Origin of the sequence: Mariniblastus fucicola (assembly GCF_008087665.1) — a bacterium.
GTDB lineage: Bacteria > Planctomycetota > Planctomycetia > Pirellulales > Pirellulaceae > Mariniblastus > Mariniblastus fucicola.
Genome location: NZ_CP042912.1, coordinates 1,013,306 through 1,039,736 on the forward strand (window position 1 = coordinate 1,013,306; position 26,431 = coordinate 1,039,736).

Sequence of the window (26,431 nt, forward strand, 5' to 3'; positions counted from 1 at the left end):
AACTGCAATGTATTCCCAATGCCAGTTCCTCAACAAGGCCAGGTTTTTTGCCAGAAACGAAACCGCTTGCCTTCCGCGACGGTCTTCGAAAAATTCCCTCAAATCGCCATCAGATTCGCCTGCGACGATTTCCATGCTGTCATGAGCGGGTTTGCCGGAGCGTTTTGTTGTCTGAAATTCGGAGAAGCGACCTTTTCCGAAAACTGATGGAAGTTGAAGCCTCGACGGGTCAGCTTGCCGTAATCTGGTGCTTCGTTCAAACTGTGCCGTTTGTTTCTTGCCGCCAGTCATTTTCAACAGTAAATCGTGTCCTCAGACAATCAGCCCAAAACTCATCTGGAAGTCGTCGATCGTTACCGCGAGAAGTTGCGGGTTCAGGAAGCCGTCGTCGACCAGTGCAACCGTCAATGGAGCAAGTTCGCCTATGCGAGAGGCGGCGTTCTGCTCCTTTTTCTGATCGTGTTGTTTCTGGCGTGGAACGGAGCGTGGGCGCCCGCGACATGGCCGTACTACATGGCGGGCGTTGTATTCTTCGTGTTTACCGCGGTGGCCTGGAAAGTTGAAACGCTCGAAAAAACGATGCGTGAATCGCGAATGGCGGCGCGAATGTTTCGCGAATCGATCGCTCGTTGCCTGCGACAGTGGAAGGAAATCGAAGTCCCTGTCGTCAACGTTCCTGCAAAGTTGACTGCCGTATCGACGGACCTGGACATGTTCACCGATAGCTCGATTTTCAAGCTGTTGGGCATCACGCGAACGCCGCTGGGGACAGAAACTTTGGCGCAGTGGATCTCGTCCGGAGCTTCCGCGGATGAAGTCGCGTTGCGGCAGGAGGCCGTTAAAGAACTGGCCCCGAAGCTTGAATGGCGCGAAGAATTTCAGCTTCTTTGCGAGCAACTTTCTGGAAGCCACGCGAATCCGACCAGCTTCGTTGATTGGGCGAAGAGTGGGAACTGGTTTCGCGGCCGCCAGTGGTTGCTGGTCGCGGCACGTGTGACCTCGGTCTGTTCAATTGTCCTGATCGCCTGTTTGCCATTTCAGTTGTTGCCGCTGACGATCCTCGGACCGTTGTTGATGCTGGTGATGGCCTTCAATTTTGGGTTGGCGGTTTTCTATTCCGGATCGATCCACGAAGAGTTCAACAAGATCTCCACGCAAGCGAACGAAGCACGCGGATACGTCGAACTATTTGAACGCGTTGCGAAATTTGAAGCCAGTTCACAGCGTTTGCAATCGTTGCAAGTTGGCTTTCGTGATTCACAAAGCGGTGCCCAGAAAGCGATCGGGCGACTTGGCGGACTCACTTCGCTGGCGATGATCCGTCGCGGCTCCGGGTTTCTGCTTTATCTGTTGCTGGAGTTTCTCTTTTTCTGGGACGCTCATGTTTTGGATTTGCTGGAGCGATGGAAAGCCAGGCATGGACAACGCGTGCCGGGTTGGTTTGGCGACCTTGGCCATTGGGAGTCGCTTTGTGCTCTGGCCAAGCTGGCTGCAGACGAACCGCGGTGGTGCTGGCCGGAGGTGACGCATCCGAAAAGTGATGCCGCAAAAGTAATCAAGGCGAATCAGCTCGCGCATCCGTTGCTGGGGCAGGAACGCGTTGCCAACGATGCCGAAGTCGGACCGCCGGGTAGTGTTTTGCTGGTGACCGGTTCGAATATGTCCGGGAAAAGCACGCTGTTGCGTAGCATTGGGGCGAACGCCGTTCTGGCTCAAATGGGAACCGTTGTTTGCGCCGACTCGATGAAGCTGCCGCCGCTGCAAATCGAAACCAGTATGCGAATTGCGGACTCATTGGCTGACGGGGTTTCATTCTTTATGGCCGAGCTAAAACGACTGAAGCAAATCGTGGATTCTTCGAAAGTCATTTCGGCCTCCGACGAGAAAACGATGCTGTTTCTGTTGGATGAGATTTTGCAGGGAACAAATTCGACCGAACGACAGGTCGCGGTCAGTCGGGTCGTCCGCAAACTGATCGACAGCAAGGCCATTGGTTGTATTTCGACACACGATCTCGATCTGGCGAAAACGGATGAGTTGGCTGACGCGTGCCGAACGGTGCACTTCAGCGAGCAGTTTGTGACCGAAGACGGACAGGAAAAGATGACGTTCGACTACGTGATGAAACAGGGGATCGCCCAAACGACGAACGCTCTGAAACTGTTGGAACTGGTTGGACTTGGCGAAGATTGAGCACTGTGGGAATCGTTGAATTTTCCTTCGTTGTCTCATTTCATTGAACGCAAAAATGCCATTCAAGCCTCGCGAATTTCTACACGAACAGCGCCAGAAACTTCACGATCGTTTCGTCAAGGGTTGGAAAAGCCAGGCACTTTTCGAGTTCATCACTTTCGGTATCAAGCAGGCGTGGGCATGTTTGTTCGGTGCGTTGATGCTCGCGCTACTACTGCTGACGTTCTTCTTTTATCCGGCTTCATCGCCGCTGCCGCGTTACGACTTTATTGCGCTGGCGGCAATTTCGATCCAGCTTCTGATGCTGCTGTTCAAGCTTGAAACATTCGAGGAAGCACGCATCATTCTCGTGTTCCATGTCGTTGGCACGGTCATGGAGATCTTCAAAACTCAAGTCGGTTCCTGGGTTTATCCGGAACCGGCCTACCTCAGCATCATGGGCGTACCAACGTTTTCCGGATTCATGTACGCCAGCGTTGGTAGCTACATTGCCCGCGTGTGGCGAATCTTTGATTTTCGATTCGACTCTTTTCCACCGCTGAAATGGCAAGCGTTGCTGGCCGGACTGATCTACATCAACTTTTTCTCACATCACTACATTGTCGACATTCGTTGGGCCCTGTTTGCATTCTCATTCGCGCTCTACGGTCCCGGAGTGATCTGGTTTAAAGCCGACGAAAAGCATCGTTGGATGCCGCTGCTACTGGGGATGATCTTGTTCGCGCTGTTCATCTGGTTTGCAGAAAACATCGGAACCTTCGCCCGAGCGTGGACCTACCCGTCTCAAAAGGCTGGATGGCATATGGTGTCGATCCACAAGTTGGGAGCCTGGTATCTGCTGATGATTATCAGTTTCGTGCTCGTCGCCTGTGTCCACAAACCCACGAAGGACCTGCCGCAGTAGGGGGGAGTTGCCTAGTGAACCTGCATCGCAAGTTCAATCTTGTTTCGCAACCACTCGCAGGAAGCCAGATACAGATAGCTGCCCATCGATTGACGACCGGTCTTGAAGAATGCGAGTCCTCGCTGTCCGCTGTGAAGCGATTGGCTGATGTCGTCTTCGAGCGAAAGCTCTGCCGTAAATCGAGGCGACAGCAGTTCAAACGACGGACCGTCTTCGGATTCGCTGCCGCTGGCTTTGACGGGTAGCGGACCACCGGCGAAAGCACACAGGCTTGGATGTGTCGGTGTGGTCGTAGCTCGCGGATTGACTCGTGTGAATCGTGATCGAAACACGGGCATTCCCGAAATCATGACTCTCAGTTCCTGGCCTTGATTTTCCTTCACCGAATCGAGGTCCCGTTGATCGATCGAAACGATGACTTCCTTGGAACGGTGACGTGCGACATTGAGCATTGGGTCGCCCTGTTCGACGAATTGACCCTGCATGTTGTGCAGCTTTCTTTGGAACACGAACCCGTCGAACGGAGCACGGATTTCAAGCGATTGGGCCATTTTTGTTTTTTCAGCCAGTTGCTTTCTCAGTCCCGCCAAATGTTCTTCCTCCACCCTTGCCAAACCAAGTTCGTCGGCCTGCTGGTGGATTCGAATCTGAATACAGGACTCATCGACATCGCAAGCCAACGCTGTGACTTCATCAAGCAGTTCCTGATTGCGAAGCCGAACCAGCAAGTCACCCTGTTTCACCTGGCTGCCTGACTCAACGAACACCTCGTCAATGAAGCCAGGTGAATCCGCACGAAGAATTGTCTCGTTGGCGAATTGTACGACGGCCGGCGCGGACTTTGTGGCTGGCGCTCCCAGCACAAAGAACAGTAAACCCGCGATCGCCGCGATCGTGCAACCGCTGATGGCCAGTCGTTTCGGCGAAACTGGGTGTTTGGCTTTGTTGCCGATGGTTTGTTGGTATTGCTGATACAGCGGCATCCCGATCCACATCGCTGCTCCAATCGCAGCCAGAAATACGCCAAAGTTTGGCAGCAGAACGCTGGCTCCGATCGTCAAACTGATTGAAATCAACAGCTTCCAGAAGAAAGCCATCGAGCCATAAATCGAGCATCGCCAAAACTCGCCTCGTGGAATCACGTTCGGTGTAGGCGGCGTTCCGAAAATGACGCTCTTGAGACGATCGCCAAACCAGCGGGTACCTTTCGGGTACAGGTTCGCCACGCCGAGCAAATCGGACAGGATGAAATATCCGTCGAACCGCATCAGAGGATTTGCGTTGAACAGAATCGTAGTCACGCTCGACATGATGAAAAGCTGAAACGCTGTATCCGCCACGATCCCTTCGGTTTGGCTCCACACGATCACGGAAATGAACGAGATGAATAGCTCAACATACATACCGGCCGCGGCGACGACGATGCGATGCCAACGACTGGAAAAACGCCACATCGAGGTCACGTTGACGTAGGCCATTGGAGTGAACAACAGCATCAGGACGCCGGCTTCAGGAACTTCGCCACCGTATTTTCGACAGGCGATTCCGTGAGCCGCTTCGTGGACGATTTTCAGGACCAGCCAAAACGCTAACAGCCATGCCCAACCGTATCCGGAAAGGATGCCAGTCGAAGCGCCGCCCATCGCGTCCCAGTGAGCCCAAATGGTTTTCAGACCGATTGCGGTGACAAGGCACCAAACGACAAAAAACGGTTTCAAAAACGCAAGTCTTGCGACCGGAAAGATCGCGTCGAGTGCTTTTGTGGGATTGAACAGTTTGACTTTAAAGGAAACGGGATTCAGTTTCCCGATCAGCCCGGCTTTTGCGATAGACTGAGCCTGTGCATTGATTCGTTTGCTGCTGTCCATCGCATCGCTGTAGGCGAGGTTCGACTGGATCAGCCACTGACAGACCTGAACCGCGAACGATTCGCCGATGCTGTCGTCACCGATATCTGCTGCCAGTTCTCCCATCGTTCGACTGCCATCGATTGCGGAAATCAAAGAGAACTCACGCGTTCCAATTTGAAAGAACTTGTTGCGAACCGGATCTTCGACAATGACAAAACTTTTGCCTTGTTGAGTCCGGGTTTCGAAACGGAGTTCTTTTCGAAGTGTCAGGACGGCGCCGAGCCATTGTGCGTTCGGATCACCCATCGATTGCATTGCAGCAGCATTCATGATGACCCTACCAAATCGTCCAACAGCGAACGGATTCCCATGCGTTGTGGAATAGATTCCAACCGATTGGACGCCACGACGTTTTAATCTTGGCACTTCCCTTCATGCCTGGGCGAATAACCGACTCGTCGTCGACAAGCTTCACGTCGGCAACAAACACGGATTCGTCATTGAGCATTTCGGCGCTCGGATTGATCGTGTTGACTTCGCCGTAAAACGTTCGGTATGGAAAAGCATTCAGCTTGATCGCGACACTGTTGGTGCCACTGACGTACTGAATTTCCGATTCCGGGATTGCGACTTCGGCCAGCATGTCGTCCAGCGGAGCAACCTCGAACAATGTCTGCCCGATTTCCATCGTCGCACCCTGGGCTTTATCCAAATCTCCGCTGATCACGATGCCGTCGTAAGGGCTGCGGATTTCGAGTCGCGAAAGCTGATCGTTGAGTGACTTGATTCGGGTTTCCAGTTTTCGCATTTCGCTGCGTGCGATCTGGGATTGAGCAACTTCGCCCTGAGCCAGTGCAGACGAATGGCGACGTCGGGCGGCTTGATGTTCTGCTTCGACTCCCGTTAGCTCCAGTTGCAACTGTCGGCCATCCATATAGGCCAACACCTGATCTTTGGAAACGACTTCTCCGGGCCGAACGACGGATCGCTCCAGCGGGCCTGTATACGGAGCCGACACGAATCGTCGGGTGACCGGTTGGATTTCGCAATCGCAAGCCACGCGGTACGGAATCGGAATGCACATCAGTAGCGCCAGTGCCGCTGCAGCTTTCCAGCCAAACCGAAACCAGTTTTTGGACGGAATTCGCTTGATACGTTCGGCCACCAGTTCGCTTCCTTTCAGGTTGGCGCGTCGTACGACATCCAGATGAGCGCCGTTGATCGCGGCGAACTGTTGTAGCTGAGTCAGTTGTAGTTCTGAGAACGAGTCTTCGTTGCTGGCGACCAGAATCGACCCTGTCGCATTGCCTTCGTGGTCCTGCATCGGCACGCTGACGCATGAAGCGAAACGATTGGCTTTGCAATACGCTTCCAGAACCAGCGTTTGAACCGCGTTGGCGTTGGAGACGTTGGCTATATTGGAGGCGTCGGTAGTGCCGTTCGAGTTGGGAGAAAACACGATCGGTTCCGCGGCGCCGATGCCGGTGCTGCCTGCGGACAGGATGACGCGTGATGATTCGCTGTGAGGATCAAATTGCTCGACTTCGGAGATCGCGAGCAGCCTCGATCGCTCCGGCGTCTTGCCGTCACAACAAACGACCTGGCTCACGCCAAGCAATCGACGCAAGTGATTAACGAGGTAGTTTGCGGCTTCGCGCTTCGACGTCGAACGGTCCAGCATGCCGCACAGAGAAAGTGCATCACCAACAAATTTGGCCTGTTTCTGGCTGCGACCAAGCTCGCTTTGGCGTATCCATTGCTCGATCGTCTGCGAACCGATTTTCATCATCCATTGTTGATGCCGGGTCGTGCCTGAGGTGTGCACAAAGCAACCTGTGAAGACCATGTCACAGCGTTCCGGTGTCAAGCCGACGGACGACGCGACGATGGAGTGATTTTCACTGATCTGGACCGTGCCCAGGATTCCTGTCTCAATCGTCGTGCTGATCAGATGTGGTAACTTTTCACCAGCCACCTCTGCGACGGACGATGTGTTCTCATCAGTCAGCGGATGCGTACGTAGTTCGCCACTTTGTGGTTCGCGTTGTGAAATCCAGAGAGCCAGACATTCAGTTTCCCGGCACACGACTTCCGCGACACCGCGAATGATGTCGGTTAGCTGCCCTGATTTGGCAACCAGTTCTCGAAGCTCCAGGCCAATAGGGTTGGTTTCGATCTGGATCTCGAACTCGCGATCCTGCGCAACCGTCGGAGCGGTGGCTGGAGTTGGCGAAGTTTGGATGGACTCGGACATGGTTGCCGACAGTTCGTTGAGGGAGCAAAATGTTGGGGATGGCGAAGGATTCGCCGACGATCACTCGTTGATCGCCGCTATCGGAGAAACGTTTTTGGGTTCCTAGATGTTCAGCGTGCAGATTTCTCCGGCTCGGAAGATACGGCCGCGGTTCTCGAACACCAACTTGACTTCTACCGTTTGGCTTTGAGCATCGGTGCTTACGCTGACCGAGTGTACGGTTGCGACAACTGATTTTCCGCTTTCAAACTTCAGCTCAAATTCTTTGCCAACGCGAAATTCGTTCGCCTGGGAAACTGGAATGTTGAACGTCGACAGGAGACGATCCACCTGGATGATCGTGATAACTTCTGGACGAAGTGGTGAAAGGTATTCGCCTTCGCGGCGGTGAACAGTTGAGACGATGCCGCCCATTGGAGCCGTGATTGAGCGACGTGAGAACTGGATTTCGGCACGTTGTTTTTCCATCGCACGGATCGCAGATTCTTCGCGAGCCGCGTTGTATTTGGCTTCCGCGATTGACAGCTCCATTTCGCTGCGGATCAGTTCGCTGTCGCTGGCGTGGCCGTTGGCTTGCATTGATCGCAACCGGTCGCTGATCGTGCGTCGCTTTTCCAGTGTTTTTCTGGCCGCGTCCAACTGGCTGGTTGCGTTCGCCATCTCGGTTGCGATTTCCAGTTGAACTTGCTGTACACGATCGTCAAGTCGAGCGATGACGTCACCTTTCTCAACGTCAAAACCTTCTTCGACTTTCAGTTCGGCAATCGCACCGGCTTCGTCGCTGGAAAGATCAATGCTGCGATACGGTTCTGTGAAACCTTCGATCTGTCCGTGCGAAACGGCAGCAAATGTGAAGAAAGTCAGGCAGATGCCGATCGTCAGAATGATTAGTTGCTGAAGCGTTTTCGGTGATTGTTGAAACTGGTTGGTGAACATGGTTCAATCCACGGATAATGTGTTTGCGTTTGCGGGGAGAAAACTCCACGCACAAAGGTTGCTTTTCCGAAACGTAGCTTACGTTCCGGGCGCAACCGCTTTACCGCCAGAAAAACCGGAATGGTGTCCCAAGAGAGGCCGCAGAATTGAAAGATTCGATACAATCGGAACATGACTGCTCTTCCACCTCCCGAAATTCTCTATGAACAACGCGGCATTGTCATTTTCAACAAGCCTCCGGGGCTTTTGACGCAAGCCCCGCCTGGGATCGATAGCCTGGAGTTGAGAGCGAGGCAATTTCTGACGAAGCGTGACGAAGCGCCGTCAAAAATCTATCTGACTCCCGTTCACCGTTTGGATCGACCAGTATCGGGAATTGTCGTGTTCGCAAGAAATGTCCGTGCCGCAAAGCGTGTTTCAGCTCAATTTCAGAATCGATCGGTGACCAAAAAGTACCTGGCTCGCGTCGCTGGCTGCATCGATCCCGATGAAGAAATGCTGGAGGACTTCATGCGAAAGGTGCCTGATGAAGCCCGATCTGAAATCGTGCCTGAAGGCAGCGAAGGCGCGAAGAGGGCGGTGCTGAAATTCAGCGTCAAGGAACGAAGCGAGCATTGGACCTTGGTGGAGATCGAATTGCTTACTGGACGGACGCACCAGATTCGTTTGCAGTTCGCCAACCGTGGAAACGCAATTCTTGGTGACGCTTTGTATGGATCGGATTTTGAGTTCGGCGAACAGACTGTCGATTTGCGTCAGCGGCAAATTGCGCTGCACGCCTGGCAGATTGAATTCGATCACCCGATCGATGACGAGCGAGTTGAGCTTGAGGTGATGCCCGAATGGAAGTAGCTCGGTCTGTCCCAGACCGGCATTTGCATTTACGAGTCTGAGGCAGACTCCCCTACTTGCGCCTGGAACACTTGCCTATTGAAAGTTTGAAATCAGGCCACGGATTTCAACTTCATACTGCCAGCGTTGCTGAAGTTTCTGCAGGTAGCCGAGCTTGGTTTTCGCGTAGAGTTGCTGAGCCAACAAAAGCTCCAGGTACGGCGTTTCGCCCTGGCGATAGCCCTCGTTGGCAAGCTCCATCGCTTCAGCAGACTTTGGCAACAGTTCCCGGTCGAGAGTTTCCAGCTGTATGTTTGCGTCGACGTAGCTTGACCAAGCCTGCGTCAGACGGTCGCGAAGCTCGATGACTTTCTGGTCTGCTGCATGAACCGAAGTCTGGATGTTCTGTCGAGCCTGCGAAATGGCTCCCTGATTCCGGTTGAATTTTGGAATCGGCATTCCGATCTGAAAACCTCCAACCACTTCGTCGGTCGTAAAGTCGTATTGCAAATTGGTTTGCCACGTCAAATTCGGAATCGGGACAGCTCGTTGTTTCGCCAATTCACGCCGCGCCTGTTCGATGCTGGCAAAGGCCGCAGAGAGCTCTGGATGGCTGGTCAGCATTTGATCAAATACGACCTCGAAATCACTCATTGGCGGAGCGTTTCGAACGTCGCCGGCAAGTGACTCGAAACGAACGGCAGACTCGCCAAGCAGCGCTGCGATTCGACGCAGCGATGCAGTACGCTGATTCTCCGCTTGGCTAACCATCATCTTCGCGTTCTGGTACTCGACTTGCGATCGCAACACGGGTGCTTTCGCGATCTCCTGGGCCGCGAAAAGTTTCTCGGACGTTTCGACCGATCGGAGCAGCACGTCTGCCAGTTCTTTCGTTTGTCGTACTGTTTCCTGAGCCAACAGCACGTTGTAGTATCGCTGGCGTAAATCAATCAACAGACGCTGTCGGGTCGCATTGACCTGGTTTTGAGCGACCTCTTGTTCTGCGCAAACCACAGATTGAGCAAGTGCCAGCTTGCCACCGCGGACCACCTGTTGGCTGTAGAAGACTCCGTATCGCCCCGCGCCGTCATCGGCGTTGATATCGTCTCCGATCATCCCAGCGGTCGGGTTGGGCGGAAGCGTTGCCTGCAGTTGCTTTCCCGACAACGCTGCCAATTGAGATTGAGCTTTGAGAATTTCCGGATTCGTGGAAAGCAGAATCTGCTCCAGTTCGGCCAATGTGATCGGCGAATGGCTTTCGCTCGCCAACTCGACCGCTGATGTAGCCGGAGTCGCGATGAACTCGCTCGTTTCAACGAAAGAATCAAGGTTCTCGTCGATGGAAAGCGAAATCAAACCCTCTGAAGAATCGTCGATGTCCGACTGAAACGCGACCTGCCGAGAGTCAGCTTTTTTAGTAGTCGCGATTTTGGATTTGGGTGCCTGGCTTGAAACCGTTTCCGGCGCAAACGAAACCATTCTGGGAGCCAAGCCGGTGTTAGCCGTCGTGTGGCAACCCACAGAGCACAAGAAGGTCAGTCCAGCCAGAGCGCTGAGACAGGCATGTGATGTTGCCAGTCGTTGAGGTTTTCTGATTGGCATGAGTCGCCTGACAAGGTGGTGAGTTTACCTGTCAGGCTTTATCGGAAATTACGCTGCTTCTGATCAATCCGGATCGCCGGTTGAACGTATTAGCTGATCCCTGCGAGTCCGTATCGTTAAAGTATTTCGATTGCGAAAACTCTCGGGCTGCTACAGCCTGTCGAGAGGCTACCGCATGACAGCATTGCTTTGCCACCAAATCGGATCATTGCCGCCAAGCAAAATCTCACGCTCGTGATTTGAGGGTGAAATATACACCAACTCATGCCGCAAACGATGTTCCTCCCGCTGATCCAATTCGATCGCGGACAGCTCAAACGCAAGCGCTTCATCAAAGCTTTCGGCTTGCAGATTCAATCGAGACGCCGGCGCGACATACTCGACCGGGATCGAGTACGGATCGATCGAGCTGGCTGGCTCAAGAACAGGTTCTGGCGTTTGCATCGGAATCGGTTGCGGTCGAGGCTCCACCGGAGTTTCGCGTTGACTGACCTGAAATTCAATACGCTGACCTTCGCCCTCGTACTTGGCAGGCTTCACCTGCGATTCGAAGACGTCTTTGTGAGCCGGCAGCACGCGGACGTCAGCACCAAGTGAATGGAAAATGTCGCGGATATGATCGTGGCAAGTGAACATCAGAATCTGATATCCGTTCCGCGAGAAATCGTAAAGCACTTCTGCCGCGTTGCGAGCACGCTGACCGTCGAAGTTCACCAGAACATCGTCCAGCACCATCGGAATCAACGCACCGCGTCGGGCGTAGGCGCCGACAAGAGCCAAGCGGAGGCTGAGGAAAACAGCCTCTCGTGTTCCGCGGCTCAATTTATCCACAGCGATCGACTCATCATTCGCGTTGTCGACCAACAGCTCTTCGCCGGTCATTCGCGTCCAAATTCGCGTGTATTTGCCATCGCTGAGTTTCTCGAGATACTGCGAAGCCTCGCGAAGTGTTTCAGGCTGTCGTTTCGTTTCGTACGATTCGCGAATCATCTCCAGCATCTGACTGCTGGCTCCCAGTTCCTGCCACTTGAGCTTGAGCTTACCGATTTCCGTTTCGATCGAGTTCAACTCAAGTCGAACTTCGTCCAATCGGGAATCGTCACCGAGTGCTTTGACTTCCTGCATCAGCTCGCCGCGATGCTGCATCAAACGGTTCTGCTCTTCGCGATCAAGTTCAAGTTCCTGCTGAATCGATTCCCAGCGTTTCTCCAGTCCGCTCGAACCGTAAGTCGCGAAGATTTCCTGCATCTCCTTGTGCTCGAACTGTTTGCCGATTGACATGCGAATCTGATCGTCCAGTTCAGCACGCTTCTTTTCCAGCTTGCGACGTTGTGCGTGACGCGATGCAATCTGTCGATAGGCCTCTTCCGACTCTGCACCAACGGCTGCGAGCAGACGTTGTTTGATTCCAAGCTGCCGATCGAGTTCCCGTTTCGTTTTGTTCAGCCGTGAGCGTAGCGATTTGTACTTCGATGCCAATTCCTTGCGGGCCGAAACGTGTATCCGTTGCTCGTTGATCGCTCGCGAGATCAAACCAAGCCGATCGGAAAGTCCGGCTTCCTCGAACGGCAATCCGGTTTCGTGCAGCGTTGTTTCGATTCGCTGTTGGATCGTTGAGATCTCTTTCTGTTTTGAATCCAGTTCCGTGCGAAGCTGTTCCAGCCGCGAATTGTGTGCTGAAATTCGATCACTGCGACTGATGATTTCTTTCAATTGCTCGGGCTCGAGTGCTTCCGGCAACCCGGCAGTTCGAAGTGCCGTACGCCAGTTCTTTTCAAGCGTTTCGAGTTCGCGTTGCTTCACCGACAGATTGCGACGCGCGTCTTCCATCGACATTTTGGTATTCTCAACGCGGTGCTCAAGCGGCACCAAATCTGTCAGGCGGTTGAGCCGATTGGTGGCGTTGTCGAGTTCCAGTTCGAACTGGGCGATGGACTCAGGCGGAAGCTGTTTTTCGATTTCGTCTCGTTCGTGCTTTGCCCGTTTTAGCTGTTGGCGAACGATGTCCATTTGGTGACGGAAATCGTCCAGCTGCTCTTTGGCCATCTTCTCCCAGTGGTACTTCGTGCCGAGCGAAATCGCCAACGCTGCGGTCCCGAGAAACAGCAACAGCAGCCCACTGCTGGTGCCGCTGGCTCCCACGCCGCCAAAGCCAAAGTTGTTCGAAAAGATCCCCAACCCGATCAGGATGAAGCCCAGAATAAACACGCCGCCAATCACAGCCAGTTTCTCGACTGGCAGCACCTGTTCGGCGACCACAGAATCAATTTCACGTTCCAGCAGTGAACGCGAGCGATTCAGTTTGTCTATTTTTTCACCCAACTCAACACGACGCTTCAGCCGATTGACGTAAGCACTAGTTTCTTCCAATGATTCCGAAACGCCTAGCTCGCTTCGAGATTTTGTCAGGCGCTGATTGTGCTGTCCAAGATCGAACTGTCGTTTTTCGACATCCTGTTTGGCGACTTCGAGTGCCTCGCGTCCATCGACCAGACGATCGCCGACTGATTCGAGTTGACGGAATCCGGCTCCTCCGATGTCGCGGACGTCTTTCGCCCGAAGCTTCATCTGCGGTCCAAGACTGTTGACTTCTGCGACAAGCGTTTTCTCGATCCCGTCGATCTCGTCGCGAAGAGATTCCGTTTGGCGCTCCAGAGACTGAACCCATGGAGCATGTTCGCTGATCGCTTCCACGCGAGCTTTCTGCGACCACAAGTGGCGATTGATCGGCAACGACATCGCTTCGGCTTTGATCGTCCGACGTTGAGTCCGGACTTGCTCGATGCGTTCTTTCTGTGTCGCAACTTTTTCGTTGATTTCGTCCAACTTTTTGATCGAAACGTCTCGCTCGTCAGGCAAGTTCGAGTAAGCCGCGATCTGATCGCGAACAACCGTCCGGCTTTGCCACCGCTCGGCGATCTGGATTGCGATTTCAATCAGCCGCGATTCGCGTTCCGTCTTTTTCAACTTCAGTTTCAGATCATCCAACTGGTGATTTACGTCCGTCGTTTCCGACGCGATCCGCGACCATCGCTTGGCGTTCTGTTTCAGTTCATCGATCTCACGCAGCAGTTTCTGACGTCGGTCCGATAGAACTTGCAATCGCGATTCGGCCTTTGGATTGGCAGACCAGATCTTTTCCCGTCGATTCTTCAGGTCACGCATCACGTCGATCAACGAAACGCGGTCCACACCGCTGGTCAACCGATAGAGATACTCCGACGCTGCCGTACTGTTGAGCGCACCAAGTTCCTGGATCTCGCGCAGACCGATTGCGAAAACATTATTGAAAATGGATTCGTCAACATCAGCCATCAGGCTGGCCAGTTGAGCACTTCCATGCACAGAGCCATCGTGTTCGTCGGTCACCGTCAGGTCACCGATCGGATCCGAGTGCCGATTCGGATCAACGTGCCGCGCGATGTCCCAGGAGCCGTTGGGAGTGCTGATGTTCATCCCGCCGCCAGCAAGCCCGCCGTAAACGGGAGGCGTGTATTTGTCCAAGCGTCCCGGCGAGAATCCGAACATCATCGAACGGACAAACTGCATTAGCGTCGTTTTTCCGGCTTCGTTGTAGCCGTGGAAAATTGTCATGTCGCCAGACAGCGAATCGACATCCAGTCCTTTCCAGACGCCGAACCCGTCGACTTGCAAATCGGTAATTTTCACTTCACACTCCCTGTCATGGATCGCTGTGGCTTCCAGCCGCAGCATTCGTTGTGTTGTTCGTTGTCGGTCGAGACTTCATGCCCCTATCCGCAACTACGACGCCTCGCGCAAATCATCAATCTCATCGACCTCGTCATGATCGATCTCGTCGACATGTTTGTGGCTGGCCAGATAGTTCACGCCAACCATCGCCGCGCGACGCAACGTGATGTCGCGTCGTTCCCGTGTCACATGAGCCACTGATGCCATCATGTCGCCCTTGACCGTGTGCGGCATGTACTCGTGCAAATTCAGCTTCAGCGAATCGTCGCTCTGGTAGCGTCCCACTGCGCGAAGATACTCGCCAAGAATCGTGTCCTCTTCGTACCACTCCATCGGAAGCGACTTCGGAGTCTCCACATCGACCTTGGTCGACCACAGTCCTCGATCGCCACGTCCAAATTCGTCGCGCAGCCATTCAAGAATTTCGCTGCTCCATTCTTCCTGTCGAATGCGGGGGTTGAAGTTGCCTTCCGTGTTCAATAGCCAACGGGAAAGGACGATTTGATCTGTCGTGTCGGCGATGATCTTCAACGCCCGTTCGGAAAGCACTTCTTTCAGTTCCAGGACTCCGACGTTCTCCGTGATCGCGATTTTCTGGGGGAGCCACCGCACGCGATCGCAGCTAACCGACTGGACTTTAATCTTTCCAGAAGAGTCGACTCGAATAAAATTGAAACCGCAAGCGCCCGACTCTTTCGGGTGGCGCCCCTGAGTTGTTCCCGGCCACGCGACGACCGAACCACTGCGATCCAAGCGTGTCGCTTTATGCTTGCCGCCCATCGCCCAGTAGTGAATGTTTTCCGTCTTGAGACTGGTCGACTCAAAATCGCCGTGCGTTAGCGCAATGTTTAAACCTTCGCCCGCCGGCGCTGCAAACGCATCGCCATTGCGACGTTTGGAGTCAAATCCGGATGACAGGATCGTGGCAATTCGCTTGTCGCCGCGGAGATGTTCGACTTCTTCCACGATCGTCGACGAAAACGTGACCACGGTTTCGGGAAGCTTGATCGAACTGGGCCAGCGGTCGGGATGGTCGGTTTCGCCGGCGCACCAGTACACATGGATTCCTCGTTCAGCCAACTTCTGAAAGTTGTTCAGCAGAAACGATGGGGCTCGCGCCGAGCCCGAGTCATGATCGAACAGGTCTCCTGACAGGAGCACAAAATCGACGCGTTCAGTCAGCGCGAAATCGAACACGCGTTGGGCTGCCTCGTACGGCGCCGACGCGAGTGTCTTGATCAGATGATTGGGGATTTCCGACAGTCCACTGATCGGTCGATCGAGGTGAAAATCGGAAGCGTGGACAAACTTGATCGGGTCTGACATCAGGAGCCCTCCTTGCCGCCTGCATGCATGATGAAAAACGAATTTTATCCTGTTTGCCCAAACGCTCAAACACCAGTCGTCCGAGTGACTTTCGGCTTGCGGAACGATCCGGGATGGGCCGTGATCCGGCATTCTGAATTCGCTCGCCAGGCCGCGTTTCGCCAGCGATGTCCCGGCAGGAGACTGGTCCTCCCGAGTTTCGTCGCTCCCGGGAATTCGTTGTTACGGACTTGAGCTTTCCCTGCTAGCATACCCGCATGAACAACCCAGCAAACTTCATTTTTGCGGCGTGCCAGGCCGGTGCCGAAGCTGCACTCCGTAAAGAGATCCCAGAAAACCACCCTGAGCTGAAGCTCGCTTTTTCACGTCCCGGTTTCGTGACCTTCAAGGTCGATCCGAACAACCGGCTGCCCGATCGTTACTCGCTAAAGTCAACTTTGGCTCGAACCAGCGGATGGTCGCTGGGCCGCGCGGAGTCCGAGAACAGCGCTGAAATCGTGGCGTCGATTCTGGAAAACGGAGCCGAGCAACTGGCGGCTGCCGACGTGATTCACGTTTGGGAGCGGGATCGCAAAGTTCCCGGTTCGGGCGGATTTGAACCTGGCGTTTCCGTTTTGGCCAATGAAGTCGGACAGCAGGTGTTGGCGGCGATGGAAGCGTCCGGAAAGTTCAGCAACAAACCAGCACTCAATCGACTGGCGCGGCCCGATTCCGTTGTGTTCGATATCTGCGTCGTCGAACCGAATCAGTGGTGGTATGGATTTCACGAAGCCAACACTTCGGCCGGTCGCTGGCCAGGAGGCGTTCCGATGTTCGACACCGACGTTGAACCGATCAGCCGCGCATACTTCAAGCTCAAGGAGGCACTTCTGTGGTCAGGTATCCCTGTCAGCGAAGGAGACGTTTGCGCGGAACTGGGCAGCGCGCCCGGAGGAGCCTGTCAGCTATTGTTAGAGATGGGTGCTCTCGTGATTGCCATTGATCCGGCTGAACTGGAAGCCGACGTGCTGAAGCATCCGAATCTGAATCACATTCGTCGCCGCGGCCATGAAGTCAAAAAACGTGACTTTCGGGACGTGCGTTGGTTGTTCGCGGACATCAGCATGGTGCCGAACTACACGTTGGACACCGTTTCGGCGATCGTGTCGCACGACGCAGTGAATATCAAAGGCATGGCTCTAACGTTGAAGCTCACCAATTGGGAGTTGCTGGATTCCGTTCCCGCATGGATTCAACGTGTGAAGGACCTTGGGTTCAAGTATGTTCGGACTCGGCAGTTGGCTTTCAACCGCCAGGAAATTTGTCTGATCGCCGCGAAAGACAAATTCGTTTTACGTGCCGGAAAAAAACGAGTCTCGCAACCGCCGCAATTGCAGAGCTGATGGGCTATGGTTTACGGACTTCAGAAAAGCTACTGAACGAAAGATGAACATGACAGACAACCCCTACCAGCCGGCACCCGTTTCCAATCATCCACAAACTCCGGGGCCACATCCATCGAATCTGGTCTTTGGACCGGCGCTCGCGTTGATGATCATCACGGGGATGTGGCTTGCTGCCGTGTTACTCGGGTTGGCCGGGAACATCGTGATGTTAGCGACTGGCAATTTGGTGCCGCGTCAAGGGGTGGATATGTCGCCGACAACAATCGCATTTATCCAGATTGGTGTCGCCGTTTTCTTTTTGCTGCTTCACTCGTTGGCGATGTGGGGTGCATTCAACATGATGAAGTTGAAGAGCTACTCTTCGGCTCGATCGGCTGCGATCGTCGCAGTGATCCCATGCATCAGTCCATGCTACATTCTGGGCATCCCTTTCGGAATCTGGGCGCTGGTTGTGCTGAGCAAGCCTCACGTCAAACAGGCTTTTGAGTCTTAGTAGTCCAGCAAGCTGATGACCGGGTACGGATCCAGTTTTTTCGCTCCGTCAAGAAACGCCAAATGGATCAGGAACAGGCATCCCGTAATGTTGGCTTCGCACTTTTCAATCATCCTGCAGCAAGCTTCAACCGTGCCGCCGGTGGCGAGCAAGTCATCGACGATCAAAACGTTCTGGCCTTTGGAGATTCCATCGACGTGCATTTCAAGCGTGTCGGTGCCGTACTCCAATTCGTAGCTGTACGAATGTTTGTCGTGAGGAAGTTTGCCGGGCTTGCGAATTGGAACCATTCCGATTCCAAGCTTCAACGCCAGCGGCGCCGCAAACAGAAAGCCACGTGCTTCGGCGGCAGCAATCACGTCGATTTCAAGGTCGCTAACCTTCTCTGCCATTTGGTTGATACATTCTTCGAACGCTGGACTGCTCAACAGCAGCGGCGTGATGTCTTTGAAAGTGATCCCCGGCTTGGGAAAATCCTGAACGTCCCGGATGAAATCATTGAGGTTAATCGGGGCATCATTCGACATCGGAAATCCTGAGAGTTAGCGCGAAAGCGGAACAGTATAGCAAAGGTGTCAAAGTAGGCGAGTCTGTCCCAGACTTGTGCTCGAGATGTTTAAAGTAGGCGAGTCTGTCCCAGAGTCGTATTTGTTTGTCAGCCTGGGACAGGCTGACCTACTTGCTACGCAGTCATCAGCCTTGGACCAGCGAATCTACTTCTGCCGCGAAAACTCACCCTGAGCCGCGAAGCGTTCGTTCGGCTGCTGAGTCGTTGGCAAATACCGGTAGTAGACTTCCAGAATCAAAGCCGATAGCGCCGTTGAATAAACCCGGCCTCCATAGCTGGCCCACATGCCATCGGGAGCCCAACTGCCTCGGTCGTCGCCCGTATGTTTCTGACTGGAAAGCAAAACGGATTTTACGTTCTCGTTCCACTGTTCCCATTCCGGACCGCCCGCGAAATACATCGCCATCGTCCCGTAGTACCAATAGTAAAGATTTGGCTTGTGAGCCGACGGCATATCGCCGGTGATCTCAAACTTCGCTTCTCGAACAACTCGATCAGAAGGAGTCTGGCCAAGCACATAACGTCCGACCAAAGATTCCGCCGTCATCGTCGTGCTCGGTGCATGGCCTGGGCGATACGCTGCGACTCCACCACCAGATCGAACCGCACAGCGATCGATAAAGCTGTGCATCTTCGCAATCGTGTCCTGCGGAACGTCGATGCCTGCGATTTTGGCACTGTGCAACGCCAACGCCTGCCAGCCAAACTGGCTCATGTCGCCTTCGTCGCCTGGTTGATAGCGCCACCCACCGTCGTAACGATTTTGGGCTCGAACCGAATAGTCGACGCCGCGCTCAACTGCATCGCGAAGCTTCGCGTCGCCGGTCATCGCATAGGCTTCGCTAACCGCCAACAGCGACATCGAATGACAGTACATTCTGGCAAACAAACGTGCCTCGCCCGCGAACGAGCCCGCCGAATCCTGCTTGCTGATCAGGAACCCCAGTCCGTCTCGAACCGTGTCTTGCCACGGTCCTTCCATATGCGAATGTCCGCCAGCGAGAAACGCGAGCAACGCCAAACCGGTGATGCCCGTGTCCGCATTCGCGCCGGCTCCATCGCGATTGTGACCGAAGACTTTGGTTTCCGTTCCGCCGCCATGTTTGCTTGCATCCCAGCGACCGTCGACGTCCTGATGGTTGGCCAGCCATAGCAAAGCAGCTTCGACGGATTGTTCGGTTTCGATGGAGCCTCCGCGAGCTTGCAATACCTTGAGCCGATTGGCTGCGTTTCGCAGTTCGTACATTTTTGGGACTGGTTGCCCATCGCCAATGCGAACCGGCGAACGGGCGGTTGTCACAAAAGTCGGCTTCTGCGTGGCGGCCTGGAAATTTGCACGTTGCTGAATCGGCGGCGATGGCAGTGAACTCGACGTCGCAAGATCTGACGTCGGTGTGTTGCTCTCAAGCTTCACAACATCGGGTTGTTGCGGATTAGTGACGGCTTTGAATTCTCCCTCATGAGCAAACATTTCGTCCACAAATGCTTTGCTGGACTGAGGAATCTCGACTTCTTCCGGCTTGGACAAAACTTTCAACTGTGACGGCGAAGGAATAGGGTCCGGCTTGGTCAGCTTTGCGAATTCATCGGGAAGCGTCGGCGCCGGAGCGGGAATTGACTGCGGCATCGGTTCAGCTTTGGGCATCGGAGCGAACCTGTCAGCAGGCGTCGACTCGACGACTTCTGCGGGTGTCTCCCGCTTGATCAGAATTTCGGAGTCAATCTTTGGCCGCGGCAACGGCTCAAGCTCCGGGAAAGGCTGATCGTTTCCGAACTCGTTCCATGACATTTTTTCAGATTCGATTCGCTCAGAAAGATCGTCGCTGCCATCTTCGTCGACAAGCTGTACGTCCATGTCGGAATCTTCGACCGGCGCGACTTTGGCCAATGATTGGTCTGGTTTGACCAAAATCAACCGCGTTCCGTAGGCGTAGCCCAGCAAAAGAATATGAGCGGTGACCGACAGAACGACGCACTTCCAAAGCGGACGCGAATGTCCCCATCGAGTCAGTGCCAGGATCAACAGGCCGACGGTTAGCAAGCCAGTTCCCACCAACAGGACCATCTGCAGATTGCTTGAGTTGAAGAACTCAAGAACCTGCCCCGATGCATTGTCGATAAATTCCAGCAGCGCGTTCATGGTTGGGTCGGTGGTTGATGGTTGGGCAGGATGAGGTGAGCGTGGTTTGGTTTGAATGAGTTAATGGAAATTCCATTACTGAACGATGCGACGTCGGAGTCAGGCGATCTCTAGCGGTTCACCGAATCCTGATTCGATACAGCAATGTTCAGGTTCTGAATCCTGACTTTCTTACACGTGGCAATAACTTCGGCGACCCGTTCGTACTGAACTGCTCCGTCACCGCGAACGACGACGCCAAGCTGTTCATACTGCGCTCGCGCATCGGTCAGTTTCGACTCAAGCTCGGGGATGCTAACGGTGTCTTCGTCGAGCGCCACTTGTCCATCGTCGTAGATGTTGATCACGCGATGTCGCGGCGGCGCAGTTAGTGCTCCCGCGTCAGAAACCACTGGCACCTTGATCGCGATGTCGCGTTCCTGAGTGCTGGTCTGGTTCGTGAAATGGCTGCTGACCATGAAAAAGATGATCAGCAGAAAGACGATGTCGATCATCGGCGTCAGATTGATTGCCGTTTGATCGTCGCGTTGTACTTTAAGAGGCATTACGCGGCCTTTCGTGTTTTCGTTCTGCTGGAAGAGCTCGTCGCACGTGACTTTTGACTCAGTGCAATCGCTTCCGCAGAAACCAGGTTCACGACTTTCATCCCCAATGAATCCAGCTCCATGACATGTCGATCGGCACGCCCGGAAAAGAACAGGTACGCGATCAAGGCGGGAATCGCGACGGTCAAACCTGCCGCGGTCGTCAGCAGAGCCTGGCTGATCCCGGTCGCGATCGTCATGCTTGGCTCCGACTGCATCGGCGCCGATGCTGCAATTGCATCAAACGCGTGAATCATTCCCAAAACTGTGCCCAACATTCCCAACAGCGGGCAGACGGTCGCGACACCGTTGATCAATCGCAAGTAGCGTCGCAAATGGTTTGATTCGCGTTCGCCTTCATCCAAAACGGCCTGTTCGATTTCTACCGAAGGTCGTCCCCATTTCGAAAAACCGGCCTTGAAGACGTTTGCAATGGCCGAACCGTTTCGCTCGCACAGTGAGATCGCTGATTCGCGATTCAGTTCGCCGCTGCGGACCTGCTCCAGGACTCGAGAGACGAAAGGCCCCGGGATGATGCGGCCTTTGCGAAGACTGATGAAGCGTTCGAACACAAAGACCAGCAGGATCAGCGAGCAGATTCCAATCGGAATCATTAACACGCCGCCGCGCCGAAGAAGGTCACTCAATCGAGTCGACGCAACGACTGGAGGAACCGTAGCCTCATCTGCCGTTGCGGATTCCACAGCATCCTCGGTCGCGCTGTCGGTGACTTTGATCGGAGCAGCACCCTGCAATGAGTCGGATGCGACTTTGGGAGTCGAAACTTTTCGGTCCGGCGTTTCAAAGCCGTTTTGAACCGGGTTCGAAAACGAGTCGAAATTCTGAGCTTTCGTCGTCGAACACGCGAACAGCGCCAAGCAGCAGGCGGCTGTAATCGTGACGGCGAATGAGCATGATTGCAAACGGTACATTTTCAAATTCCTCGGGACTTCACGCTGTCTGGGTTGGGTGAGAAAGAAATGGTGTTAGTGAGTCTTTGTTTCGCTGTTGGGAAGTTTTGCGAAACGATTCACGCGACCAAGCCGCTCTTTGGCGTCAGCAACGAATTCGCTTTCCGGGTGACGCTCGAGCAGTTGCGCGTACAGCGTCGCCGCGTGCTGCCAGTTGCCAAGATGCTCCTGACATTTTCCGGCCTGGATCAATGCAGCACTGCTCCAACGGCTGAAACTGTAGTCTGAGTTCGTTTTCGAATACGCCGCGATGGCTTCTTTGTGCTTGTTCTGGTGAAAGTAGGTTTCGCCAATTCGCCACTGGGAAATCGCTGCCGTTTCCGTCCCCGCTCCATCGGTCGACTCAATGACCTGAAGGTAATGATTGCGAGCATCATCGAACATGCCGTCGTATTCGGCAGCACGTCCGAGAAGGAACCGGAATTCGTAAGCATTGGAGAACCCTTCAAAACGCTCAAGGCAATCGCGAGCCAACATGGCTGCGTTAGTCCAGCGCTGAGACTTGCCGTGGCACTGAGCCAGTCGCAACAGCAACCACGGTTCCAGGGATTCACCAATCAGGGTGGCGTTGGGTTGCATTTCGTCGAACAGCAACCCTGCTCCATCGAAATCACCGTAGCGATAAAGCGCTTCGGCCTTCCAGTACTTCGCCGTGGCGATCACAGTTTCGTCGTTTGAGCTGTCGATTAATTTTTGCATCAGGTCCGGAACTTCATCCCATCGGTCGCTTTCGGCAGCAACCTTGGACTGCAAATACAACGTCTGAATTTTGACTTCCGGCGGCACGGTCTGCTGAGCCAGAATTTTCTTGACCATCTCCGACGCATGCTCGAACTCACCCACTTCAAGCATTGAGCTGGCCACACGGTAGGCTGCATCGGGCCAATACTTGCTTTCCGGCCGAGTCGCGACAAGATCCGAAAACGCGGTCATCGATGCTTCGGTTTCCCCGAGATCGTGGTTGACCCAACCGAGTTGATAAAGTGCTTCGCCGACGAGCGTCAGAGATTTTTGACCGCTGTCCGCCGGAGTCGCCTCTGCAACTTGCAGGAAGACTTCGATCTGAGCCCGAGCTTTGTGCAACGATTCGACGTCTCCGGCCTGTTGGTTGAACCACGCCAGTCGCAAGCGAGCGATTTGCGCCAGTTCCGTTTTGGAGAAACGGGCGACGACAGATCTGTACAGCTCACAGGCAGTTGTCGCATCATCCTGACCTTCGAGGAATTTTGCACGTGCGATCGCGGCACGTGAAGAAAACGTACTGTCCGGATACTCGTCGACCAAGCGTTGGAAGACCTCGTTGGCTTCTGCCGAGTTGGTCTCCATCATCAACCACGACAGCCCGGCCAGTCCCTGGTTGCGGAAATGCGATTCGTTTTCTGGCATCGCGAGCGTTTTGTAGTATCGAGTCGCGACGTCAAATCGCTTCTTCTCGTACGCGTGATCCGAGACGAACTGAATCGCCTTGAGTCCCGTTTCGCGATCGCCTTCCAGCAACACGTTGATCGCTTCGTCTGCGTCTTCCCAGCGGTTCAGATTTCCGTAGCAAACCACCAGGCGAGAAAGCGCCGACATGACGTTTTCGCGATCTTCAGGTTCGGCTTTCTCCAGATAGGATTCGAATTCGACCGACGCATCGTAGTAAAGCTGCTGCCCCATCAGCGACGTCGCGATCGCCAGTTCGATCTGCGGTTGTGAGTCCGGGTTGACCATGTTTGCCTCTGCCAAACGCAGTTCGCGGATCGCAGTATCAAACTCGCCCAAACCGATGTGGCACAGTCCTTTGAGGTACAGCCACGTCGTTCGCCGTGCACGTTGGTCGGGGGCCGTTGTATCGCCATCGAACGCCGCAGAGTGCTCGGTCAGCAGCTTGTCGAACGCCTTCACGCCCAGAGCAAACTTCTTTTCCTTGTGGTGGATCCGGCCGGCAATTTCAGTCACGTTGAATCGCAAGTCGTCCTTGGGAAAACGTTCTGCAAACTGCTTGCAATAGTCCGCAACGACCGCGTCGAGTCCTCGCTGGCGTAGCAGTTCAATTTCCAGAGCCATCGCACGAGCGCCCAGTTGATTGGTTGGCCAGGTCGAGCGTAGTTTTGCCAGCCATTCGATCGCCAAGTCTTCGCGATCTGTTTTCCATGCCGCCACCGCTGCGTCGTAACAGATTCCTGCACCGCAGTTTTCATCCGCCGGGAGCGACTCAAGGTTAGTGAAAATTGAATTCGCTTCCTCGAACTGACCTTTTTCCAACGCCACACGACCAAGCCAATAGTTGGCTTCGAGGCGATGTTCCGGGTCTTCCTGAGCCAGTTCTGATTTCGCTGTAGCCAAATAGGGTTGAGCTTCGTCAAGCCTGCCGTTCTCGCAGGCGAGAATTCCGAGTTGCAGTTTCGCCAGTGCGGCGTAGTCCGAGTCGTTCTCCGTTGCCACGAATTTCCAGTATCTCGCTGCCGTGTCCTTCTTGCCCAGCATGCGATAACTCTGGGCCAAACCGTAGCGGTTCTGGTCAGCGAGTTCGCTGTCGGGGAACATCTTTAGCGCTGTCGAAAATGCTCGTTGAGCAAGTTTGGGCTCGTTGAATCCCAAACGCAATTCGCCAAGGTATGGCATTGCGTACTCAACTAACGCGTGTTGCGGATACTTTTTGATGAAAAGTTCCAGTGACTTGAGAGCGATCTTTCCTTTACCCAGCTGAAACGCTGCTTCGCCCATTCGGAACGTGGCTCGCGGAGTCAAACGGTGGTTCGGGTGCTGCGCGATGAAGGTCTGAAATCCAATCAACGCATCCGCATAGTTGCCCAATTGGATTTTGGATTCAGCCAGAAAGAAATTTGCTTCCGACGACTTTCGGTGGTCCGGGTAGCGAGACACGAAATCTTCGAACGATGCGGCCGACTGGCTCCAGTCGGATTTCTGGTAGTAGCCCGCGGCGAGTTGGTAGTCCTGTTCCGCAATGCTTCCGTCCTGGGCCATGGTCGCGGAGCAGGCGATCACACCGCAAATCATGGCAACGGTTGCCGTTCGCAGGACGCGTTTGCAACGGAGGATAAAGATGATCAAGGCAATGGACATGGCATTTGCTAAGTTCGACACCAGACTTTCGCGCACCGGAAACGGCAGTGCAAAACGAACAGTCGTCACATTCGGTATCGTCACCCGGCAGCCTTTAACTAAACCGGTTCGCTTGCCGCTAGCGAGGTTCCGGGATTTTCACACTTCCGAGGACTCCGGTCAGCGAGGATGGTGAAGATGAGATCGCCGCGGGGAGCAGGCTGTTTGGGGTGACTTGGCGCCATGCCTCAGCCGTCATCATGCCGTTGGTTCGTAAAAACCAAGGAGCGGGGGCAGCCTGATCGTTTGTTCCGTCGTTCGAAGAGCCGAGTGCAGAAAACGTTACACTTATATAGATGACAGAATCCAATCCCAGAAGATTTCGGCTTGGCCCTGGGCTGTTGGTCACGGCAGCATTCATCGGCCCCGGCACCGTGGTCACTGCTAGCAAAGCCGGCGCGCTCTACGGCCCATCGCTACTTTGGGCGGTCGCATTCGCTTGCTTGACCACGATCGCGTTCCAGGAAATGGCCGCCCGGATCGGAATCGTCTCCGGCCAGGGACTCGGCCAGGCCATCAGGAAACTGATCCAGTCCCCTGCCCTGCAATTCGGAATCGCAGCCTTGATCGTGGTCGCGATTCTAGTTGGCAACGCTGCCTACCAGACCGGCAACATCCTTGGTGCTGCATCCGGCGTCGAGATTTTTGCACAGTCTTCCGAAGCCAGCTACTTCCAGCCCTGGATTGTTGGAGCAATCGGAGCGTTCGCGATTGTGATCATTTACCTGAACAAATTTTCGGTGCTGCAAAACGTGCTCACGGGCCTGGTTGTCCTGTTGAGCCTGTTGTTCCTCGCGGCGGCAGCGATCAGCGCCCCTCCGATCAGCCAAATCGCCTCCGGGTTGATTCCGTCCGTCCCGAAAGGTTCGCTGTGGTTGCTGGTCGCAGTTCTGGGGACAACTGTCGTTCCTTACAATCTTTTCCTGCACGCCAGTCTCGCGGCGACGCTGTGGAACGATTGCAAAACTGACGAACAGAAATCCATCGCGATTCGCCATTCACGAATCGATACCATCCTGTCAGTCACGCTCGGCGGATTGGTGACGGCCGCGATCATGCTTTCCGGTTCAGCCGCGTTTGCCGAAGCGCGTGCCGCGGGCAATGCAGAAGCTTCCTTTTCCGGAGTCGCCAGCATCGCGACTCAACTGCGCCCCGCCCTGGGTGATCTTTCGTCGTGGTTGTTCGGGATCGGGCTGTTTGCCGCCGGGCTCACCAGCGCGATCACGGCTCCCGTTGCCGCAGGCTTTGCCGCCGCCGGCTGTTTCGGGTGGCCAAACAAGCTGACGGACTGGAGGGTTCAAGCAGTCGCTGCAGCTGTCGTTCTGATCGGCGTTTTCGCAGCTATCTGGATGGGAGGAAGTCCACAACAAATAATCGCATTGGCTCAAGTCGCCAACGGGTTGCTGCTGCCAGTGTTGGCAATTTTCATTTTGATGATTGCCAACCAGAAAGAACTGATGTCACGATACGTGAACTCAAAACTATTCAACACGATCGCAATCGCCATGATTGTGGTTATCCTGTTGTTGGCCCTCCGTCAACTCAAAGGTGGGCTTGGGTTTTGAGGCTTCACTT

At 54.4% G+C, this 26,431-nt stretch carries 17 protein-coding genes; 6 read left to right on the top strand and 11 right to left on the bottom strand.

Translation table 11 applies throughout. The features are described 5' to 3' along the window. Positions 1-306 precede the first annotated feature (306 nt). Complete coding sequence (locus MFFC18_RS03580) at positions 307-2,193, top strand: MutS family DNA mismatch repair protein (RefSeq protein WP_075085173.1); 1,887 nt, start codon at positions 307-309, stop codon at positions 2,191-2,193. 55 nt (positions 2,194-2,248) lie between these two features. After that, positions 2,249-3,097 carry a DUF817 domain-containing protein gene (locus MFFC18_RS03585; RefSeq protein WP_075085172.1) on the top strand — a complete coding sequence of 283 codons (849 nt, stop codon included), beginning with the start codon at positions 2,249-2,251 and terminating at the stop codon, positions 3,095-3,097. Positions 3,098-3,108: 11 nt separating this feature from the next. On the opposite strand, the gene MFFC18_RS03590 is transcribed toward MFFC18_RS03585, so the two are convergent. The 3 genes from MFFC18_RS03590 to MFFC18_RS03600 form a co-directional block, all read right to left on the bottom strand. Beyond that, positions 3,109-5,277: an efflux RND transporter periplasmic adaptor subunit gene (locus tag MFFC18_RS03590; protein ID WP_075085171.1), complete on the bottom strand. Its 2,169-nt coding sequence runs from the start codon at positions 5,275-5,277 to the stop codon at positions 3,109-3,111. Positions 5,278-5,284: 7 nt separating this feature from the next. Further along, positions 5,285-7,201, bottom strand: a complete 1,917-nt coding sequence (locus tag MFFC18_RS03595; RefSeq protein WP_075085170.1) for an efflux RND transporter periplasmic adaptor subunit — start codon at positions 7,199-7,201, stop codon at positions 5,285-5,287. A gap of 102 nt (positions 7,202-7,303) precedes the next feature. Continuing rightward, the gene (locus tag MFFC18_RS03600; RefSeq protein WP_075085169.1) at positions 7,304-8,137 is read right to left on the bottom strand and encodes an efflux RND transporter periplasmic adaptor subunit; all 834 of its coding nucleotides are present in this window, start codon (positions 8,135-8,137) and stop codon (positions 7,304-7,306) included. A 171-nt stretch (positions 8,138-8,308) separates the two neighbouring features. On the opposite strand from MFFC18_RS03600, the gene MFFC18_RS03605 reads away from it, so the two are divergent. Then, on the top strand, positions 8,309-8,989 hold the full coding sequence (locus MFFC18_RS03605; RefSeq protein WP_075085168.1) for an RluA family pseudouridine synthase: 681 nt from the start codon (positions 8,309-8,311) through the stop codon (positions 8,987-8,989). 75 nt (positions 8,990-9,064) lie between these two features. Here the strand turns inward: MFFC18_RS03605 and MFFC18_RS03610 are convergent, their stop codons facing one another. The 3 genes from MFFC18_RS03610 to MFFC18_RS03620 form a co-directional block, all read right to left on the bottom strand. Then, positions 9,065-10,570, bottom strand: a complete 1,506-nt coding sequence (locus MFFC18_RS03610) for a TolC family protein (protein WP_084417209.1) — start codon at positions 10,568-10,570, stop codon at positions 9,065-9,067. A gap of 168 nt (positions 10,571-10,738) precedes the next feature. Next, positions 10,739-14,239 (bottom strand): AAA family ATPase, encoded by a 3,501-nt coding sequence (locus tag MFFC18_RS03615; RefSeq protein ID WP_157665185.1) that lies wholly within the window; start codon positions 14,237-14,239, stop codon positions 10,739-10,741. Between the two features lie 93 nt (positions 14,240-14,332). Continuing rightward, positions 14,333-15,607: a metallophosphoesterase family protein gene (locus tag MFFC18_RS03620; RefSeq protein WP_075085165.1), complete on the bottom strand. Its 1,275-nt coding sequence runs from the start codon at positions 15,605-15,607 to the stop codon at positions 14,333-14,335. A 257-nt stretch (positions 15,608-15,864) separates the two neighbouring features. Between MFFC18_RS03620 and MFFC18_RS03625 the strand changes: the two genes are divergently transcribed. Then, positions 15,865-16,989 carry an SAM-dependent methyltransferase gene (locus MFFC18_RS03625; protein WP_075085164.1) on the top strand — a complete coding sequence of 375 codons (1,125 nt, stop codon included), beginning with the start codon at positions 15,865-15,867 and terminating at the stop codon, positions 16,987-16,989. A gap of 49 nt (positions 16,990-17,038) precedes the next feature. Continuing rightward, positions 17,039-17,485 carry a hypothetical protein gene (locus MFFC18_RS03630; RefSeq protein ID WP_148618615.1) on the top strand — a complete coding sequence of 149 codons (447 nt, stop codon included), beginning with the start codon at positions 17,039-17,041 and terminating at the stop codon, positions 17,483-17,485. On the opposite strand, the gene MFFC18_RS03635 is transcribed toward MFFC18_RS03630, so the two are convergent. The 5 genes from MFFC18_RS03635 to MFFC18_RS03655 form a co-directional block, all read right to left on the bottom strand. After that, entirely contained in the window at positions 17,482-18,012 is a 531-nt protein-coding gene (locus MFFC18_RS03635; protein WP_084417207.1) for an adenine phosphoribosyltransferase, read from the bottom strand. The genes MFFC18_RS03630 and MFFC18_RS03635 overlap by 4 nt on opposite strands. A gap of 186 nt (positions 18,013-18,198) precedes the next feature. Continuing rightward, complete coding sequence (locus tag MFFC18_RS03640; RefSeq protein ID WP_075085162.1) at positions 18,199-20,193, bottom strand: prenyltransferase/squalene oxidase repeat-containing protein; 1,995 nt, start codon at positions 20,191-20,193, stop codon at positions 18,199-18,201. A 110-nt stretch (positions 20,194-20,303) separates the two neighbouring features. Then, positions 20,304-20,738 carry an ExbD/TolR family protein gene (locus MFFC18_RS03645; protein ID WP_075085161.1) on the bottom strand — a complete coding sequence of 145 codons (435 nt, stop codon included), beginning with the start codon at positions 20,736-20,738 and terminating at the stop codon, positions 20,304-20,306. After that, entirely contained in the window at positions 20,738-21,709 is a 972-nt protein-coding gene (locus MFFC18_RS03650) for a MotA/TolQ/ExbB proton channel family protein (protein WP_075085160.1), read from the bottom strand. The genes MFFC18_RS03645 and MFFC18_RS03650 overlap by 1 nt, the downstream gene beginning before the upstream one ends. A 54-nt stretch (positions 21,710-21,763) precedes the next feature. After that, positions 21,764-24,817, bottom strand: coding sequence for a tetratricopeptide repeat protein (locus tag MFFC18_RS03655; RefSeq protein WP_148618616.1), 3,054 nt, complete (start codon positions 24,815-24,817; stop codon positions 21,764-21,766). Positions 24,818-25,152: 335 nt separating this feature from the next. Between MFFC18_RS03655 and MFFC18_RS03660 the strand changes: the two genes are divergently transcribed. Further along, complete coding sequence (locus MFFC18_RS03660) at positions 25,153-26,421, top strand: Nramp family divalent metal transporter (RefSeq protein WP_075085158.1); 1,269 nt, start codon at positions 25,153-25,155, stop codon at positions 26,419-26,421. The last annotated feature ends 10 nt before the right edge of the window (positions 26,422-26,431 follow it).

What these genes read in the sequence shown, in the direction of transcription:
- MFFC18_RS03585 (WP_075085172.1), top strand. Translation starts at nt 2,249, where the DNA reads ATGCCATTCAAGCCTCGCGAATTTCTACACGAACAGCGCCAGAAACTT.
- MFFC18_RS03590 (WP_075085171.1), bottom strand. Translation starts at nt 5,277, where the DNA reads ATGAATGCTGCTGCAATGCAATCGATGGGTGATCCGAACGCACAATGG.
- MFFC18_RS03595 (WP_075085170.1), bottom strand. Translation starts at nt 7,201, where the DNA reads ATGTCCGAGTCCATCCAAACTTCGCCAACTCCAGCCACCGCTCCGACG.
- MFFC18_RS03600 (WP_075085169.1), bottom strand. Translation starts at nt 8,137, where the DNA reads ATGTTCACCAACCAGTTTCAACAATCACCGAAAACGCTTCAGCAACTA.
- MFFC18_RS03605 (WP_075085168.1), top strand. Translation starts at nt 8,309, where the DNA reads ATGACTGCTCTTCCACCTCCCGAAATTCTCTATGAACAACGCGGCATT.
- MFFC18_RS03610 (WP_084417209.1), bottom strand. Translation starts at nt 10,570, where the DNA reads ATGCCAATCAGAAAACCTCAACGACTGGCAACATCACATGCCTGTCTC.
- MFFC18_RS03620 (WP_075085165.1), bottom strand. Translation starts at nt 15,607, where the DNA reads ATGTCAGACCCGATCAAGTTTGTCCACGCTTCCGATTTTCACCTCGAT.
- MFFC18_RS03625 (WP_075085164.1), top strand. Translation starts at nt 15,865, where the DNA reads ATGAACAACCCAGCAAACTTCATTTTTGCGGCGTGCCAGGCCGGTGCC.
- MFFC18_RS03630 (WP_148618615.1), top strand. Translation starts at nt 17,039, where the DNA reads ATGACAGACAACCCCTACCAGCCGGCACCCGTTTCCAATCATCCACAA.
- MFFC18_RS03635 (WP_084417207.1), bottom strand. Translation starts at nt 18,012, where the DNA reads ATGTCGAATGATGCCCCGATTAACCTCAATGATTTCATCCGGGACGTT.
- MFFC18_RS03640 (WP_075085162.1), bottom strand. Translation starts at nt 20,193, where the DNA reads ATGAACGCGCTGCTGGAATTTATCGACAATGCATCGGGGCAGGTTCTT.
- MFFC18_RS03645 (WP_075085161.1), bottom strand. Translation starts at nt 20,738, where the DNA reads ATGCCTCTTAAAGTACAACGCGACGATCAAACGGCAATCAATCTGACG.
- MFFC18_RS03650 (WP_075085160.1), bottom strand. Translation starts at nt 21,709, where the DNA reads ATGTACCGTTTGCAATCATGCTCATTCGCCGTCACGATTACAGCCGCC.
- MFFC18_RS03655 (WP_148618616.1), bottom strand. Translation starts at nt 24,817, where the DNA reads ATGTCCATTGCCTTGATCATCTTTATCCTCCGTTGCAAACGCGTCCTG.
- MFFC18_RS03660 (WP_075085158.1), top strand. Translation starts at nt 25,153, where the DNA reads ATGACAGAATCCAATCCCAGAAGATTTCGGCTTGGCCCTGGGCTGTTG.